Below are 17,533 nucleotides of genomic sequence, written 5' to 3' on the forward strand. Positions count from 1 at the left end.
GACGCAAATCCAGTTTGTTTAAGCATTCAGCTTGCCCATGGTAAGTGTCATCTGGCTCTTGGATGGGGCGATCAACAATTGCTGGGATGAATGACACAGAAAAGGATTTCATTACTGTGGGCAACTGACAAACGCAAGGAATAAATAACATGATTTTGATAGAGCACATTCTTGGCAATGTGAAAAAAGATCCGGTTTGGCAGGCGAAGCTCAAAGATGCCACGTTTGATCTCTTGGTCTTGGATCAACGGGAAGCGCAAAAAAGCCGCTGCCGTAAATCCAGTACCCAAGGTCTGGATCTCGGTATTTCTCTCGACCGACACGTTGTTCTTGCTGATGGTGATGTGCTGGCATGGGATGAAAAAACCAATGTCGCGGTAGTGGTACAGATCAATTTGCGCGATGTCATGGTCATTGATTTGAGCGAACTGAAAAGCCGTTCACCGGATGAGCTGATTAAAACCTGTTTTGAGCTTGGTCACGCGTTAGGCAATCAGCACTGGAAGGCGGTCACTAAAAATAATGAGGTCTATGTACCTTTGACGGTGGCGACCACCATGATGGATTCCGTCATGAGAACCCACGGTTTTCAGCATCTCCCTTTCCGTTTTGTTAAGGGAGCGGAAATTCTGCCATTGCTGAGTAACTCCGAAGCCCGGTTGTTATTTGGTGGTGCAGAAGACACTGACACCCATGTTCATGTAGCCAGCCCCTTGGATGAGCCTCATGGGTCCGGTTTACATATTCACGGTATTCATTCTCACGGTGATGGGCACTCGCATAGCCATGATGGTGACCACAGTCATGGTCACAGCCACGGCGATCATGACCACGATCATAAACACTGATCCGGCAGGGAGGCACCGCAATGAATGCATCAGATCTCATTCGTATCATGCAGTTTGGTGATTCCGTACTGCCGGTCGGGGCCTTTACGTTTTCCAATGGCGTGGAATCGGCTATCCAAACTGGGGTTGTTCATGATGTGCCAACACTGAAAGGCTTTGTGTTGACGGCACTCAAGCAGGCTGCCAGTTGCGATGGAATGGGGGTTGTCGCTGCTCACCGTGCGGTGGTGGCCGATGACCGAGACGGTATCATCCGTGCTGATTGGGCCGTGAATAACCGCAAGTTAAATGAAGAAAGTCGCCTGATGGCAACCCGAATGGGGAAAAAATTGGCAGAGATGTCAATTCATGTGGTGGAACACCCACTGATCAGCTGGTGGCTGGAACAGATAAAAAATGGCAATACCGCGGGGACGTACCCAGTGACTCAGGCCATCGTTATGGCCGCTCAGGGAATTGGTCAGAGAGAGGTGGTCGTCATGCATCAATATGGTGTGGCGATGACAATATTAAGTGCGGCGATGCGGTTGATGCGTGTGACCCATTTCGACACTCAGCATATTTTATTTGAATTAAATCATGATATTGAGAAGTTCTGTGATATTGCCGAAATTGGCGATATTGAACAGATGTCTTCTTATGTCCCGATTGTGGATGTGCTAGCGGCGGTGCATGTAAAAGCGCACGTCCGCTTATTCAGTAATTAATAAGAATGAATTCTGAGTACTGGGTTTTTCTGCCAACCGAGTACAGGCTCAACATCAGATTAAAATTAAGAGGATTATCCCGTGAATAGCCATTCAACCGACAAACGCAAAAAGATAACTCGTATTGGTATTGGTGGCCCGGTGGGTTCAGGAAAAACCGCCATCATTGAAGTGATCACCCCTATTTTGATTAAACGGGGCATTAAGCCACTGATTATTACCAATGACATCGTGACAACTGAAGATGCCAAGCAGGTGAAGCGCACACTGAAAGGCATCTTGGATGAAGAAAAAATTCTCGGGGTGGAAACGGGGGCCTGCCCGCACACGGCGGTACGCGAAGACCCAAGTATGAATATCGCGGCGGTGGAAGAGATGGAAGAACGCTTCCCCGAGAGCGACCTTATCATGATTGAAAGTGGTGGTGACAACCTGACACTGACATTCAGCCCTGCGTTGGCCGACTTCTATATCTATGTTATCGACGTGGCTGAAGGTGAAAAAATCCCACGAAAAAATGGCCCTGGCTTGGTTCAGGCTGACATTTTGGTTATCAATAAAATCGACCTTGCCCCATATGTTGGTGCCAGCCTGGATGTAATGGAAAGTGATACTAAAGTGGTGCGCGGTGATCGCCCTTATATCCTGACCAACTGCAAAACTGGACAAGGTATTGAGGAACTGGTGGACATGATTATGCGCGACTTCTTGTTTACTCACGTACAACCGCAAGGAGAGCATGCATGACATCTCAGAGCCAGAATATCGTGGAAACTCCTTCACGGGTTCGTGCTCACGCATTAGGTGTTAACGCGCCGGAACTAGCGAAATATCAGGACGAACCGGCGCAAATGCGTAGCGGGGCAGTAGGAAAAAGTGGCTATCTCAAATTGAGATTCGCCAAACGTGAGCATCGCAGTATTTTGGCGGAAATGGAAAGACGTGTGCCCTCATTGGTGCAAAAGGCGTTGTACTGGGATGAAGAAATGCCGGAATTACCTTGTGTCACCATGATTTCAACATCGGGTTGTATTTTACAAGGCGACCGGCTGGCCACTGATGTGCTGGTAGAGGCAGGGGCTTGCGCTCATGTCACCACACAATCAGCGACCAAAGTTCACATGATGAATGCGAACTATGCTTCCCAGATCCAGAATTTTACGGTGGAAGAGGGGGGCTATCTGGAGTTTATGCCAGACCCTCTGATCCCACATCGTAATTCCCGCTTTATTACGGATACCACCATTCATATTCACCCTACGGCAACGGCGATTTATTCCGAAGTATTGATGTCAGGGCGTAAATATCACCATGAGGATGAGCGTTTTGGTTTTGATGTCTATTCCTCACGCGTGGCCGCGCACAATTTGGAAGGTAGAGAGCTGTTTGTTGAGAAGTATGTGTTGGAACCGAAGTCTGAAAGTCTGGATGCCATTGGTGTAATGCAATCATTCGATGCGTTTGGCAATGTGATTTTATTAACACCTAAAGAGCATCACGACCGCATTCTGGCACGCGTACCTGCACATTTTGATATTAAGGGCGGGATTGCCAGTGGGGCGACTCGCTTACCGAATGACTGCGGTTTAGTGTTTAAAGCACTGGGTATTGACAGTGCGGGAGTAAAAGCTGAAATCCGTCAGTTTTGGAAGATAGCCCGTGAGGAGATTCTCGGCATTACATTGCCGGAAAAATTCTTATGGCGCTAGGTGTCACCTAATGCCACTTGCTGTTGTAGTCACTTATCGCTACAGCAGTAAGTGATTCAGGGAATGAGTGCAGCAAGGCAGCAAACGAGAGACTCTCGATGAACTGATATCAGTCAGTGATTCGGGGAATGAGTGCAGCGAACACCGCTGCGACTTCAAGTAAGAAGGATAAAATAATGAATGCGAAAACGGGCAACCTATCCGGCTGGGCACAACTCAGTGCTTCAAATGTTTTCATTGAATTTATCGACACAACGTTGCGTGGCTGTGCTCAGGTGATGTTCCAGAATAACCCGTTGACGGGTTTATTCTTCTTTGTTGCGATATTTGTCGGCGCGTATGGTGAAGGTAATCCGGCAGTGGCTTATGGTTGTGTGCTAGGCACTGTGGTGGCCACATTCACCGGGTTAACCATGCGTGACCGTAAATCATGGCGCTCGGGGCTATATGGCTACAATGGGTGCTTAGTTGGTGCGGCATTACCCACGTTTTTGGTTACTACACCGGTAGTTTGGGCTTGTATTGTCTTAGGCAGCATTGTGTCAGTGATTGTGATGGCTTGTATTGCTGATATTTTAAAAACGTGGAAAGTGGCGGCGTTAACGGCTCCTTTTGTTCTCACCACTTGGATAATATTACTGGCCAGCTACGCTTTTGCCGGTCTGCAGAGTAACGGATTGCCAGCACCAGCACTGCCTCATTCATTTGTTTTGGATGCCGGGGTCCCTGTTGCGGGTAATATTTTCGTCAGCATGTTTAATGGTATTTCCGAAGTCTTCTTACTCAGTAGCTTGATTGGTGGCATTATTTTTGTCATTGGGCTGGCGGTAGAATCACTTTGGGCAGCGGTATTTGCAATGGGTGGCTCGCTACTGGCACTTTTCACTGCCATATTCCTTGGTGCAGACCCTGCCAGTATTGATACCGGGCTTTATGCTTTCAGTGCCGTGCTAACAGCTATCGCTCTGGGATCGACATTTAATAAACCCAGTTGGCGTGTTTTGGCTTATACCATCATCGGCGTTATTTTTACGGTGATCGTACAAGGCGCTCTAAATATCTTATTGGCGCCTGTTGGTATTCCTACTTTGACGATGCCGTTTGTTCTGGCCTCATGGTTATTCCTGGTGCCGAATAAAGATGTGATGCCAGCACATAGACAATAGCGGTTTTATTCTGGAGCACGAATATGACGACTGGAATAGAGAAGCGCAGCGCTTTTGGTGATCCGCAAACGAAGCGTCGCGCGATTTACTTGCTGATTGGTCTGCTGGTAGTTAATGGGCTGGCATGGGTTTGGGCTTTCACCGAATTTAATAACAATGCGGTATTGATGGGGATGGCGTTTCTGGCTTATAGCTTTGGCTTGCGCCATGCCGTAGATGCAGATCATATCGCTGCCATTGATAACGTCACCCGCAAACTGATGCAGCAGGGGAAAACACCGATTGCGGTCGGAACATTTTTCTCACTTGGTCACTCGACTATCGTAATATTGGCCTCATTGGCCATTGCGGCAACCGCAATGGCATTTAAAAATAATATGGAGTGGTTCCATGAAACTGGGGGATTGATTGGCACCCTAGTTTCGTCGGTATTTTTGTTGTTGTTTGCTTTTCTTAATTTAACCATACTGATTTCAGTATATAAAAAGTTTAAGCAGGTTAAAGCGGGGCATGTCTATAAAGATGACGAGCTTGATCTGTTGGTGACGAATAATGGGGGCGTTCTCGCCAGAGTTTTTCGGCGGGTATTCAATATGGTCAATAAAAGCTGGCATATGTATCCAGTTGGTTTTTTATTTGGCTTAGGTTTTGATACCGCCACTGAAATAGGTGTATTAGGGATCTCTGCTGCCAGCGCAAGTCATGGGATGAATTTGTGGTCAATAATGGTATTCCCGATTTTATTTGCAGCCGGGATGGCTTTGATTGATTCACTTGATAATTTTGTGATGATTGGTGCTTATGGTTGGGCTTTCTCTAAACCGGTAAGAAAACTGTATTATAATATTACTATCACGGCAGCTTCAGTTATTATCGCTTTCTTTATTGGCGGGATAGAGGCTTTAGGGTTAATTGCAGGTAAACTTAATTTGACCGGCGGGATTTGGACGCCAATAAATAACATCAGTGAGAACCTAGGTGAGATAGGTTACTGGATTATTGGAATGTTCATACTGTGTTGGTTAGTTTCTGCCGTTAATTATTATGTCCGTGGTTATGATAAGTTGAGTATTAGTGGTTAATTTTTTATCGTAAAAAATATAAGGCACTCATAAATGAGTGCCTTATTTATCATATTGATCTTTTCAGATTACATATGATGTTTTTTCGCGAAGTTTAAAATGTCTTGTTTCATTTCAGACAGTTTACTTTCAGGCGATTTTTTACACACTTCGACCACTTTTGGTGTCACGATAGTATCTGTTTCTTGAAAATCAACATAATCGCCTTTCTTATATTGAGTATCATCATTTAATACCCAATACACTACCGGAGTTAATGACTTAGGATTCAAGTCCAGGAATTCTTTGCAGGTCATATCACTCGGGGTAGTCCCCGTTGCGCTAGTGGTTGTCGGGGTAGCTGCAAAAGTCGTTGCGGCAGCGGAAAGCAATAAACCAGTCAATGCAATATTACGAAGTGATTTGTAGGACATGCTTACTTCCTTATTTGTCTGTTAAAAAACCACAGCCTTAAATTAAGGGTGATAAATATCACTCAGGTATGATGACTCCAGCGTTATTATGTGCTGGAGCGCAGCTATATTATTAGTTATAAATTTTATTAATGCCAATAATTAATTTTATTATTTTGCGTTCCATTCAGTATACATAGCTTTACACGGTGTAAAAATAGCTTTAAAGAAATATATTCATCAAACAAGGAAATAACATCATCTTTAATTTGATTACTTAGCGTTAATATTAGATGACTATAAATGTCATTATTCTATTTAATTCACATGAAGTTTATCGTTTGATTTTTATCAAAAATAATTGAATTTAATCATGAACTATCTGGATTTCTATCTATACTTAATTCACCTATAACAATTTTAGTCACTCTATTGATGAAAATATTACAGGAAATTAAATCTAGGTTCTCTATACCGCATTGTCTGGCTATTCTGGTGGCAATTAATGGGTATCTGGTTTTAAGCCCCGTACTTTTCAGGGCTATTTCTCATTTTGCCGGCACAACAAACGATTTTAGTACCTGGAAGGAGGCGCTAAGTTTTCTTGAGTTATTTGAAATACCACGATTTATGATCGGGTTGGTCTTGATATTGATGGCTGTTGCTTTGTCGATGAAAACCCGTATTGCTTGGTTTTTCACCGTGTTGCTGTTATTTACCATTGTCTCTATCAATATCTTTATTCTAAAAGATCACAACACACTGACGACTTATTCCATTGTGATTATTGTCGCCTTGATATTTTATTGGCGGAAATTTAATTATCACAGCCTCGCCAGCGGGACGTTTTTTGCTATTGTCAGTATTGCTTCCCTGATCGTTTATAGCATGCTGGGCACACTTTACATGGGTGATGAATTTGCCCCTGTAGTGACGGATTTACCAACAGCCTTCTATTTCGCCATTGTTTGTATGTCAACTGTCGGTTTCGGGGATATTATCCCGCATACCACGTTGGCACGGATGTTTACGCTTACGGTGATTATTTCCGGTATTACTGTCTTTGCTGCTTCCGTTTCTTCTATTGCCGGGCCAATGATCAGTAATAATATCAAACGTATAGTTAAAGGTAGGGTTTCTGACGTGGAACGTAAAAATCATTTTATTATTGTGGGGACCAGTTCTCTGGCGCTAAATGTGTATAACGGTCTGCGTGATCGTGGCGATGAAGTCACTGTGGTTTGTGCTGTTGGTAGCCAGCACAGTTTCCCTTCAGATGCAGATATTATCGAGGGTGACCCTTCTTCCGTTGCAACACTGAAATTAGCGGGGGCCGACAAAGCGAAATATATTATCGCGCTGTGTGACAGTGATGCAGACAATGCTTTCACTATTTTGGCTGCTAAAGAGATAGCTGGTGAGTCCACCAAAACGCTAGCATTAGTCAATGAAACCGAGAACATGAAGAAAGTAAAACGTGTTGAACCTAGCATGGTCTTCTCTCTGCCATTATTAGGCAGTGAACTGCTGGTCAGAACGTTGAATGGCGATACCATTAATAATGAACTGATTACAGAGATGTTTTTTGGTAACTGCCAGAAATTAGACTGACTTTATACTCGTTGGCTTGCACCCATCTTGTTGATCACAAAGCATAAAACACCCTCTATATGAGGGTGTTTCCATCTCTATTTTTCACTAAGGCAACATTATTCAGTGGTGGCTTGCGGCGCTTTAGGCTTTTCTTTAGGGCCGACCATTAAACCCAATTCAACGGCAATAAAACCAACAATCAGGCTGGCGACCAGATAGCAGATCGAGACTAAAACTTCACTTGGGGTTTTCATCATTTCAACGGCACCAAATACAAAGCTGGAAAATGTTGAAAGACCACCCATGATCCCTGTTCCAACCATCAGATGGACGTATTGGTTAATTTTACCGTTCTTAAAGAAAGAGGTGGTCAGCCCTAATAAAAATGCGGCGATGATATTGGCTGCAAAAATATCCATAGGGAAGCCATCGGCCAGTCTCGGTACTGATAGCATAATAAATTCGCGACACATGGCACCAAAGGCACCGCCCACAAAAACTAAAATAATAAGATTCGGCATAATAATTCTCTCCGATTAATAAAACCGTTTCTGCTTAATAAGCCAGCCAGGCACCGAATGCCGCCGCCGCGAGGCCAACTAATACAGAAATAATCAGATATCCGGCAGCTATTGCTCTGCCTCGGGCAGTCGCCAGTTTTGCTGCATCTAATTGCATACTGCTGAATGTGGTATAGCCACCTAAAATACCGGTCAATACTGCGGCATTCATCAAATCGCCGTAGCGATCACGCCAGTCAACACTGAAAAGAATACTCAGATAGCCAATAACAAATGCACCGGAAATATTGATTAGAAAAGTCCCTAGAGGGAAATTACCTTTATATAGCTTGCCAACACCTAGCCCTATCCACCATCGCAAAAGTGATCCGATGCCGCCACCAAGCCCTACCCACATAACGTCAATTGCCGTCATAACAAAGCCCCTCAATGACCCTTCATCAGAGTAAACATAATTGTAGTACAAATAATGTTAGAAATGTTCGAAGGGATCACTTTCAAAGGCGAAGGATGGCGCTAAAATAGAAATGCCGTTTCAAAAATACGATAAATGGAGACAGAAGCCATCATGCCTTACAACGCAGATCCTTCCCGCTACAACCAGATGCAATATCGTTTTTGTGGAAAAAGTGGCTTGCAGCTTCCAGCATTATCGCTAGGGCTTTGGCATAACTTTAGTTTTAACAACACATTAGAATCACAACGGACGTTACTGCGCAAAGCCTTTGATCTGGGAATTACTCATTTTGATTTAGCGAATAACTATGGCCCCCCACCGGGGTCCGCCGAGCAAAATTTTGGTAAGTTGCTGCAAGACGATTTTAAACCTTATCGTGACGAGCTGATCATCTCGACCAAAGCCGGCTATAACATGTGGCCCGGTCCCTATGGGGCGGGAAGCTCACGGAAATATCTGCTGGCTAGCCTAGATCAAAGCTTAAAGCGCATGGGGTTGGATTATGTGGATATTTTCTATTCCCACCGCGTTGATGAAAACACGCCAATGGAAGAAACTGCATCGGCACTCGCTCAAGCAGTGCAAAGCGGTAAAGCGTTGTATGTAGGGATTTCGTCCTACTCTTCTGAACGAACCGCCCAAATGGTGGCGTTATTGCAAGAATGGAAGATTCCACTGCTGATCCATCAGCCTTCTTACAATATTCTTAACCGTTGGGTTGAGCAGACGAATCTATTAGACACCTTGGATAAGCACGGTGTTGGCTGTATTGCTTTTACCCCACTGGCGCAAGGGTTGCTAACCGGCAAATACCTCAATGGCATCCCTGATGATTCGCGGATGAAGAAAGAAGCGGGTGGTTCGCTAAAAGAAAATATGTTGTCAGAGGCCAATTTGCGCAGCATCAAGCTGCTCAATGAATTAGCCACCCAACGTGGGCAATCACTGGCACAAATGGCATTAAGCTGGTTGTTGAAGGATAACCGCGTGACGTCAGTTTTGATTGGGGCCAGCCGTCCAGAGCAGCTTGTGGAAAACTGTGCCGCACTCGATAATCTCAGTTTCACAGCGGAAGAGTTACGTGCGATTGATCAGCATGTTACCGATGGGCAACTTAACTTGTGGCAGGCTTCATCTGATCGCTAATTATTCTGCAACCTTTGGGTTGCAGAGCGAGTATTTGTCATAAAACAAAAGCCGGAGGTGTCTCCGGCTTTTTGTTGACAGGTACAGGGATTATTCTTTCGGAGCTAGGCCTACTTTCAATAATTTACCGTCACTCTCATCTGTTAGCAGATAAACATAGCCATCTGGCCCGATGCGCACGTCACGGATACGTTCGCCGCGATCCGCCAACAAGCGCTCCTCTGCAATCACTTTATTGTCATCCAACTGCAAGCGAATCAACTCTTTCTGAGCCAATGCGCCGATAAACAACGAATGTTGCCAAGCGGGGAAACGCGTGGCGTCGTAGAATGCCATCCCACTGATCCCGGGCGATACTTCCCAGTAATATGCGGGTTGCTCAGTGCCATCTACATGGGTGCCTTTGGCTTCAGGGATGGCGAGGCCTGAATAATTCACCCCATGTGTTGCCAGTGGCCAGCCATAGTTTTTCCCTGCCATCGGGATATTTATTTCATCACCGCCTTTCGGCCCGTGTTCATTGGACCACATCACTCCACTCCATGGGTTGAGCGCCAATCCTTGTGGATTTCGATGCCCATAAGACCAAATCTCGGCTCTTGCCGGCGATTTATTGGCGAAAGGATTATCTTTCGGCACTTTACCATCAAGAGTCAGACGCACGATTTTACCTTGATACAAGCTCAGATCCTGAGCCGTGGGGCGCTGATTATTTTCCCCTAAGGTTATGAAAAGATGGCCTTGCTTATCAAAAGCTAATTTCCCACCAAAGTGGTTACCGGTCGACAATTTAGGCTGCTGGCGGAAAAAAACGGTAAAGTTTTCGATGGCGGTAGCCTGAGGATTGAGGCGTCCATAACCTACCGCAGTACCTGCCTTACCGTCTTTGCCTTCTTCAGCAAAGCTGAGGTAGACACGGCGGTCTTGGGCAAATTTGGGAGATAATGCCACTTCCAATAGGCCGCCTTGTCCCTTGGCATATACCGTGGGCACTCCTTTTATGGGCGCCGATAGTGGTTTTCCTTGCTGCCACAAGCGCAATTGTCCAGAGCGTTCAGTGATCAAAATTCCCCCATCATCAGGCAAAAAAGCCAGTGACCAAGGGTGGTCTAACCCATCTTGCAATTCAGTTACCGTCACCGTGGGGGTCGTAGCGGCAATCGTGGCTGTTGAGATAAATACACTGAGTAAAAGCATTTTAATTAACGGCAATGTTGGGCGAGAGATCGGTGTTCTATTTCCGAATAGCGTCATCATTCACTCCATAAATACGTAAACACCTGTTAACCATAGAGTATTAACCGAGAATCGGCTATTTCCGGTTCTAAAATATGTGGCATTGAGGGGGTTCTATAGGGAACGTGATATTAACAATGTGGCTATACCCGCTGTCTTTTAAGCCACAGAAGGATTGGCTGCCATCATTCACTCAAGCTATTGAACTATCTTAGTTCCTTGAGTGAATGCGGTTGTCACCTACCTGCAACTCGAAACTTATTGAGCATATGCACTTCGCTCCACGAATAAAGTCACGGCGCAAAATTATGATAAAAAGCGGAAAAGTTTGGATGAAACGATTATCAAACCAATAAGATTCTCTAATTTATCCTTGCATCTATTTCAATTCATTTTTACGGTTTTATTCTGTTGCGTAGTAATAGGTAAATAAAAACTAACCATATGAAATACAAATGAATTAAACTTAATTCGCCGAGCAAAAAAATAATCATTTTGCGATAAGCATCACATTGTAATCGATGAGAAATGTGAAGGGCGTCAATATGAAAAGTCAATAAGAGACGATTATAGAGGTGCTCGAATTACTGGCTTGTCTGTCAACTCCGTATACTGCCGACAACCAGAAACAATGGAGCTGGGCAAGGGGCACGATAAAGTACAGATAAAGGGAATTCACCATTGCACTGGCATATGAATAACTTGTGTCTTTTGAACCTCAAAAGGTGTTGGGTATGGAAAAGAAAAAAATTTACTTATTTTGCTCTGCTGGTATGTCTACCTCGCTACTGGTTTCCAAAATGAAAGTTCAGGCAGAGAAGTATGAAGTGCCCGTCGTCATCAATGCTTACCCGGAAGCATTGGCGGCACAACATGGTAAGGAAGCCGATGTCATCCTATTAGGGCCGCAAATTGCCTACATGTTGCCAGAAGTAACCAAAATGTTCCCTAACAAACCCGTGGAAGTGATCGACTCAATCCTTTACGGCAAAGTCGATGGTTTAGGGGTGTTAAAAGCTGCTGTTGCTGCAATAAAAAAAGCAAAACAATAAGGGGAGCACTGTGAGCGCATTTATTAATTCTCTGGAAAGGGTCATATTGCCCTTCGCCATTAAGATTGGCAAACAGCAACATATTAATGCCATCAAGAATGGGTTTATCCGGCTGATGCCGTTAACCCTGACGGGTGCCATGTTCGTGCTTATCAATAACGTGTTCTTGAGTTTTGGTGAAGGGTCATTCTTCTTCTCGATGGGTGTCCGTTTGGATGCTGATACCATCACGACCCTCAATGGTTTTAAAGCGATAGGCGGTAACGTTTATAACGGTACTCTTGGCATCATGTCATTAATGACGCCATTCTTCATCAGTATGGCCTTGGCTGAGGAGAAAAGAGTCGACCCACTGGCGTCTGCCTTGCTGGCCATTGCCGCCTTTATGACAGTGACGCCATACAGTGTTGGTGATGCCTATGCCGTCGGTGCCAACTGGTTGGGTGGGGCGAATATTATTTCGGGTATCATCATTGGCTTAGTGGTTGCTGAGGTCTTTGCCTTTATCGTGCGGCGTAACTGGGTTATCCGCCTGCCGGACAGTGTGCCAACTTCTGTTTCTCGCTCGTTCTCTGCTCTGATCCCCGGCTTTATCATCCTTTCCATCATGGGTGTGATTGCCTATTCTCTGGGATTGCATGGCACCAACTTCCACCAGATCATCATGGACACCATTTCAGCTCCGCTGTCGAAAATGGGCAGTGTGGTGGGTTGGGTGTATGTCATGTGCTCTTCATTGTTGTGGTTCTTCGGGATTCACGGCGCGATGGCGTTATCTGCATTGGAAAGCGGCATTATGATGCCATTTGCGCTGGAGAACGTGGCAACGTATACCCAGTATGGCTCTGTTGCTGCGGCATTGGCTGCGGGCAAAGAGTTCCACATGTGGGCTAAACCTTTCGTTGACTCCTACATCTTCTTGGGGGGAACTGGGGCAACACTTGGCTTGGTTATTGCTATCTTTATCGGCTCCCGCCGTGAAGATTATCGTCAGGTAGCAAAACTGGGGGCACCCGCGAGTGTGTTCCAGATTAACGAGCCTATCTTGTTCGGCCTGCCGGTCATAATGAATCCACTATTCTTTATTCCATTTATTCTGGTTCAACCCGTTTTAGCCATTATCACCTCGATTGCCTATTACACAGGGTTTATTCCACCGATTACCAATATTGCGCCGTGGACCATGCCAGTCGGCTTGGGCGCTTTCTTTAATACTAACGGCAGTATTGCTGCCATGCTGTTAAGTCTGTTCAACCTAGGGATTGCCACATTGATTTATCTGCCGTTTGTGATTATCGCCAACAAAGCACAAAACGAGATAGACCGTGAAGTTCAAAGTGAAGAAGAGATAGCCGATAGCTTGAAATTCTAATTGTTAACCCTATTGAACGTATAAGGTTGGAGGTCGGAGTGAAATATCAATTTCCCGATAATTTTTGGTGGGGTAGCGCCACTTCTGCAACCCAATCTGAAGGGGCGTCATTGCAGGATGGCAAGAGCAAGAACATCTTCGATTATTGGTATGATATTACACCCGAACGTTTTCATGGACAAATTGGCCCGGAAAACACCTCCACCTTTTACGATAATTACCAGCAGGATATCTTGCTGTTAAAACAACTGGGACATAACACATTCAGGACGTCGATTTCATGGTCGAGACTGATTCCAAGTGGTGACGGCGAGTTGAACCCTAAAGCGGTCACTTTTTATAACGCGGTCATTGATTCCTTATTAGCGAATGGCATTACACCTTTTATCAACCTTTACCATTTTGATATGCCGCTGTGCATGCAAGAGAAAGGGGGCTGGGAAAGCCGAGCAGTGGTGGATGCCTATGCGCGCTATGCCAAAATCTGCTTTACCTTGTTTGGTGACCGAGTAAAACACTGGTTTACCTTTAATGAGCCGATTGTACCGGTTGAGGCCGGCTATCTGAATGACCTGCATTACCCTTGTGTGGTTGATTTCAAACGCGCAGTCACTGTGGCCTACCACAGTGTGTTGGCGCATGCCAAAGCAGTAGAAAATTACCGGAAAATGGAGCAGGGCGGTGAGATCGGTATCATTTTAAACCTTACCCCAACCTACCCTCACTCGGACAGTTCGCCAGATTTGGTGGCGGCTAATCGAGCCGACTTATTGCTTAACCGTAGTTTCCTCGACCCTGTCACAAAAGGTGTTTATCCCGAGGAACTTATTGCATTACTGCGCGAATATGATCTACTCCCGCAAGTTGAATCCGGTGATTGCCAACTCATCGCTACAGGGGTCATCGACTTACTGGGCGTTAACTATTATCAGCCAAGAAGAGTACAGGCGAAAGATACTCCAACTCCGCCGGAGCAAGTGAAAACACCGGAAGATTTATTCAGTTTCTATCAAATGCCAGGGCGGAAAATTAACCCTCATCGCGGCTGGGAAATTTATGAAAAAGGGTTATATGACATTCTGATTAACCTGAAACAGAATTATGGCAATATCCCCTGTTATATCTCCGAAAATGGCATGGGTGTTGAGGGCGAAGAGCAATTTCTCGCGCCATCGGGGCAAGTTAATGACGATTATCGCATTGAATTTATTCGCGACCATCTAAAATGGTTGCATCAGGCATTACAAGAGGGGAGCAACTGCAAAGGCTACCATCTATGGACCTTTATTGATTGCTGGTCTTGGCTCAATGCCTACAAAAATCGCTATGGATTAGTCCGGTTAAATATCACAGATCAGTCGAGAGTCATAAAGAAAAGTGGCTATTGGTTTGCAGATGTTACCAGACAAAACGGCTTTAATTAATTGGAGTAACCGTATGTTTGACTTAGATAAAATTATTGATGATGCACAGCCCACTGATGAGCTGGAAGATGTGGTTATGGGGCTAATTATTAATGCTGGGCAAGCTCGCAGTTTAGCTTACAAAGCATTAAAACATGCCAAAACGGGTGACTTTGTTCAAGCTGAGGAACTGATGGCACAATCACGTCAAGCACTGAATGAAGCGCACTTGGTACAGACTCAGCTTATTGAAGCTGACCAAGGCGAAGGCAAAACCAGAGTCACCTTGGTACTGGTGCACGCACAAGATCATTTAATGAATGCGATGTTAGCCAGAGAGTTAATTGCGGAGTTGATTGAATTGCACCAAAAGATAGACTGATCCTCCAGCGTGAATATCCATTGTTTTAGATGAATGAGTGAGGGTAAATAAGATGGAAGTCAGATTAGTTCGTGAAAAAGACTTTTTTAACGGAAAAGAATTCCATCTGTTTATTTATAATAAAACGGAGAGTGCGACCGGCTTACATCAACATGATTATTATGAATATACTCTGATATTAACGGGCATGTGTTATCAGGAAATTAACGGTAAGCGGGTCTTCTTAGAACGCGGTGATTTCGTTTTTATTCCGATGGGTTCCCACCATCAAAGTTTCTATGATTTTGGTGCGACGCGAATTTTAAACGTTGGGATCAGGAAAAACTTCTTTGAAGAACACTTTTCTCATCTGCTCTCCAGACCTATTGTTGCTTCACAAGCGTATCGCCTAAAAGGTGATTTTCTTTCTTATATCGAATCGGCTATTTCTGCTCCGCACTTTAGAGAAGATGAGCTGAGTGAACTGGTTGAATTACTGACCTTTTATGTCACTAACCGCATCAGCCATTATAAAGAGAGTGATGTCAACGATGACATTCCGCAGTGGCTGAAAAACAGCATCGATAAAATGCATGACAAGTCGATGTTTGGCGAGAAAGCGCTAGTGAATATGATTGAGCTGTCTGGTAAAACTCAAGAGTACCTTACTCGTGCTACTCGGCGTTATTACCAAAAAACGCCGATGCAGATTATCAATGAAATCAGAATCAATTTTGCTAAAACTCAGCTTGAAATGACGAACTATTTTGTCTCGGATATTGCCTTCGACGCGGGTTACAGCGATACCACTTTATTTATTAAAAACTTTAAAAAACTGACCTCTTTTACGCCGGGGAATTATCGCAAGAAATTCAACTGTGTTAGAGAGGGATTATCCGATTAGCTTGGCCAAAGATTTATCGTCTTAATAGGCTTATGAGGCACCCTCAATGGAAAAGTTACTTATTGTTAATGCCGATGATTTTGGCCTCTGCAAAGGCCAAAGTTATGGGATTATTGAAGCATTCCGCAATGGTATTGTCTCTTCAACCACGGCAATGATGAACTGTACGGCGATTTATCACGCCGCAGAACTCAGCAAACAAAATCCTGATTTACCTGTGGGAATGCACTTTGTTTTGACCTATGGCCAACCACTAACGGTCATGCCTTCTTTGGTTGATGCTAAGGGAGAATTGGGTAAATGGTTGTGGCAACGGGCTGACGCTGGTGAGTTGAATCTGGATGAAATCGCCCAGGAACTGGCCGCACAGTTTGATAAATTTGTCACTGTTTTTGGCCGCTTACCCACGCATATTGATAGCCATCACCATGTTCATATGTTGCCACAGATTTATCCGCTGATTGAGTCATTCGCCCGCGAAAAAGGGGTTGCGTTGCGCGTCGATCGTAATGAAGTACAGCAGCAAGGCATTGTGCTCAATGAACCGCGCAGCACAGAGTGGTTTGATGCCGGTTTTTATGGAGAGGATTTATCGAAACAATCATTTTTAAAATTATTGGATTACGCACAGCAACACCAGATTAATTCACTTGAAATAATGTGCCACCCGGCATTTATTGATCAAATCCTCATGACCAGCGGATACTGTTACCCAAGACTGGCCGAATTAGATGTGCTCACCTCACCGCAATTAAGACAGGCAATTGAACAACGCGGCTACCGGCTAGGATCGTATTTAGACTGTTGAGTTTAATCTGAGGTTAGGGGCAAGTTTTACTCTATTAAATAGTTAAATAGTTAAAAAGTTAATAAGTTAATAAGTTAATAAGTTAATTATTAAATAGAGTCTTCGTGAGTGCCAGCTTTAATAGTATGGGTATATAAGGTTTGGCTTGTTACGGCATAAAATGAGTAAAAATAATAATCATTATCAACAAGAGTTAAACGAATCAACTTACTTGATTGATAATTGAACGGACGGAATCAATTATCAGGTGGGCTGCTGCTTTTATAAGCAACAGTAAAATCAACCGTCAATATCATTCATGCCGATTTGACGGTAAATCAAGGAGGATATACCGATGAAAGATATACTAAGAAGCTTACTGCTGGTGGGGATTATGTCTGTATCTGCGGGCACTGTTGCTGAGGAAGGTAAGTTGTGGCCAGCATCTAGCGATGAGTGCTCTGATGGCCCCGACCCTGACACTTTGGAATACGAATATTGTCAGGCTGCTGGTGGATGCAGTCATTAAATCAGTATAAATAACGCTAACATTGTGGCTTAAAAGCCGTCTGTATGAAGTGTCTAATATAAGGTTGTCACTTTATGCAGGCGGTTTTTATATTTTAAACGATGGTTTTTTATCTATCACGATAGTTAATTCTCTCGTTTTCTCAGGGGCAAAAGGGGAGGTTCGTTGAATACCAGATAAGAAATATAAATGAAACCCGAAGTATGAATGCTTGCCAGTTTATTAAAAAATAAACATATTCATAATAATATATTGAGTAACCTAAGTT

Annotated in this window: 19 protein-coding genes; 15 read left to right on the plus strand and 4 right to left on the minus strand. The window is 44.3% G+C overall.

Going from position 1 to position 17,533, the window contains the following annotated elements; all coding sequences use genetic code 11:
• Nucleotides 1-149 precede the first annotated feature (149 nt).
• From ureE to HUZ92_RS19820, 6 genes are all read left to right on the plus strand, one after another.
• Complete coding sequence (gene ureE / locus HUZ92_RS19795; RefSeq protein ID WP_050100883.1) at nt 150-848, plus strand: urease accessory protein UreE; 699 nt, start codon at nt 150-152, stop codon at nt 846-848.
• 20 nt (nt 849-868) lie between these two features.
• Entirely contained in the window at nt 869-1,555 is a 687-nt protein-coding gene (locus HUZ92_RS19800) for an urease accessory protein UreF (protein ID WP_050141221.1), read from the plus strand.
• Nucleotides 1,556-1,636: 81 nt separating this feature from the next.
• Nucleotides 1,637-2,302, plus strand: coding sequence for an urease accessory protein UreG (ureG, locus tag HUZ92_RS19805; RefSeq protein ID WP_050100881.1), 666 nt, complete (start codon nt 1,637-1,639; stop codon nt 2,300-2,302).
• The gene (locus HUZ92_RS19810) at nt 2,299-3,264 is read left to right on the plus strand and encodes an urease accessory protein UreD (protein ID WP_050100880.1); all 966 of its coding nucleotides are present in this window, start codon (nt 2,299-2,301) and stop codon (nt 3,262-3,264) included. Before ureG ends, HUZ92_RS19810 begins: the two co-directional genes overlap by 4 nt.
• Before the next feature lie 176 nt (nt 3,265-3,440).
• The gene (yut, locus tag HUZ92_RS19815) at nt 3,441-4,430 is read left to right on the plus strand and encodes an urea transporter (protein WP_050100879.1); all 990 of its coding nucleotides are present in this window, start codon (nt 3,441-3,443) and stop codon (nt 4,428-4,430) included.
• 23 nt (nt 4,431-4,453) lie between these two features.
• Nucleotides 4,454-5,512 (plus strand): HoxN/HupN/NixA family nickel/cobalt transporter, encoded by a 1,059-nt coding sequence (locus tag HUZ92_RS19820; protein WP_050100878.1) that lies wholly within the window; start codon nt 4,454-4,456, stop codon nt 5,510-5,512.
• Nucleotides 5,513-5,580: 68 nt separating this feature from the next.
• On the opposite strand, the gene hdeB is transcribed toward HUZ92_RS19820, so the two are convergent.
• A complete protein-coding gene (hdeB, locus tag HUZ92_RS19825) occupies nt 5,581-5,925 on the minus strand; it encodes an acid-activated periplasmic chaperone HdeB (RefSeq protein WP_050100877.1) in 345 nt (114 codons plus the stop codon).
• Between the two features lie 414 nt (nt 5,926-6,339).
• On the opposite strand from hdeB, the gene kch reads away from it, so the two are divergent.
• Complete coding sequence (kch, locus tag HUZ92_RS19830; RefSeq protein WP_050100876.1) at nt 6,340-7,515, plus strand: voltage-gated potassium channel protein; 1,176 nt, start codon at nt 6,340-6,342, stop codon at nt 7,513-7,515.
• Nucleotides 7,516-7,613: 98 nt separating this feature from the next.
• On the opposite strand, the gene crcB is transcribed toward kch, so the two are convergent.
• Together crcB and HUZ92_RS19840 are read right to left on the minus strand one after the other, a co-directional pair.
• Complete coding sequence (gene crcB, locus HUZ92_RS19835; protein ID WP_050100875.1) at nt 7,614-8,018, minus strand: fluoride efflux transporter CrcB; 405 nt, start codon at nt 8,016-8,018, stop codon at nt 7,614-7,616.
• A gap of 34 nt (nt 8,019-8,052) precedes the next feature.
• The gene (locus HUZ92_RS19840) at nt 8,053-8,433 is read right to left on the minus strand and encodes a fluoride efflux transporter FluC (RefSeq protein WP_050100874.1); all 381 of its coding nucleotides are present in this window, start codon (nt 8,431-8,433) and stop codon (nt 8,053-8,055) included.
• A gap of 153 nt (nt 8,434-8,586) precedes the next feature.
• On the opposite strand from HUZ92_RS19840, the gene mgrA reads away from it, so the two are divergent.
• Nucleotides 8,587-9,621 carry an L-glyceraldehyde 3-phosphate reductase gene (gene mgrA, locus HUZ92_RS19845; RefSeq protein WP_050100873.1) on the plus strand — a complete coding sequence of 345 codons (1,035 nt, stop codon included), beginning with the start codon at nt 8,587-8,589 and terminating at the stop codon, nt 9,619-9,621.
• A gap of 90 nt (nt 9,622-9,711) precedes the next feature.
• Here the strand turns inward: mgrA and HUZ92_RS19850 are convergent, their stop codons facing one another.
• Nucleotides 9,712-10,875 carry a PQQ-dependent sugar dehydrogenase gene (locus tag HUZ92_RS19850; RefSeq protein WP_145580034.1) on the minus strand — a complete coding sequence of 388 codons (1,164 nt, stop codon included), beginning with the start codon at nt 10,873-10,875 and terminating at the stop codon, nt 9,712-9,714.
• 716 nt (nt 10,876-11,591) lie between these two features.
• On the opposite strand from HUZ92_RS19850, the gene HUZ92_RS19855 reads away from it, so the two are divergent.
• From HUZ92_RS19855 to HUZ92_RS19885, 7 genes are all read left to right on the plus strand, one after another.
• Nucleotides 11,592-11,909 (plus strand): PTS sugar transporter subunit IIB, encoded by a 318-nt coding sequence (locus HUZ92_RS19855; protein ID WP_050100871.1) that lies wholly within the window; start codon nt 11,592-11,594, stop codon nt 11,907-11,909.
• Between the two features lie 10 nt (nt 11,910-11,919).
• Complete coding sequence (gene chbC, locus HUZ92_RS19860; RefSeq protein ID WP_050100870.1) at nt 11,920-13,281, plus strand: PTS N,N'-diacetylchitobiose transporter subunit IIC; 1,362 nt, start codon at nt 11,920-11,922, stop codon at nt 13,279-13,281.
• 38 nt (nt 13,282-13,319) lie between these two features.
• Nucleotides 13,320-14,705, plus strand: a complete 1,386-nt coding sequence (locus HUZ92_RS19865; RefSeq protein ID WP_145580014.1) for a glycoside hydrolase family 1 protein — start codon at nt 13,320-13,322, stop codon at nt 14,703-14,705.
• Between the two features lie 13 nt (nt 14,706-14,718).
• A complete protein-coding gene (gene chbA / locus HUZ92_RS19870; RefSeq protein WP_050295824.1) occupies nt 14,719-15,066 on the plus strand; it encodes a PTS N,N'-diacetylchitobiose transporter subunit IIA in 348 nt (115 codons plus the stop codon).
• Between the two features lie 52 nt (nt 15,067-15,118).
• Nucleotides 15,119-15,949 carry a transcriptional regulator ChbR gene (chbR, locus tag HUZ92_RS19875; protein ID WP_050100868.1) on the plus strand — a complete coding sequence of 277 codons (831 nt, stop codon included), beginning with the start codon at nt 15,119-15,121 and terminating at the stop codon, nt 15,947-15,949.
• 46 nt (nt 15,950-15,995) lie between these two features.
• Complete coding sequence (chbG, locus tag HUZ92_RS19880) at nt 15,996-16,757, plus strand: chitin disaccharide deacetylase (protein ID WP_050295823.1); 762 nt, start codon at nt 15,996-15,998, stop codon at nt 16,755-16,757.
• A 334-nt stretch (nt 16,758-17,091) separates the two neighbouring features.
• Nucleotides 17,092-17,265, plus strand: a complete 174-nt coding sequence (locus HUZ92_RS19885) for a hypothetical protein (RefSeq protein WP_155409014.1) — start codon at nt 17,092-17,094, stop codon at nt 17,263-17,265.
• Nucleotides 17,266-17,533: the final 268 nt, after the last annotated feature.

The sequence above is a fragment of the Yersinia vastinensis genome, assembly GCF_902726565.1.
GTDB lineage: Bacteria > Pseudomonadota > Gammaproteobacteria > Enterobacterales > Enterobacteriaceae > Yersinia > Yersinia vastinensis.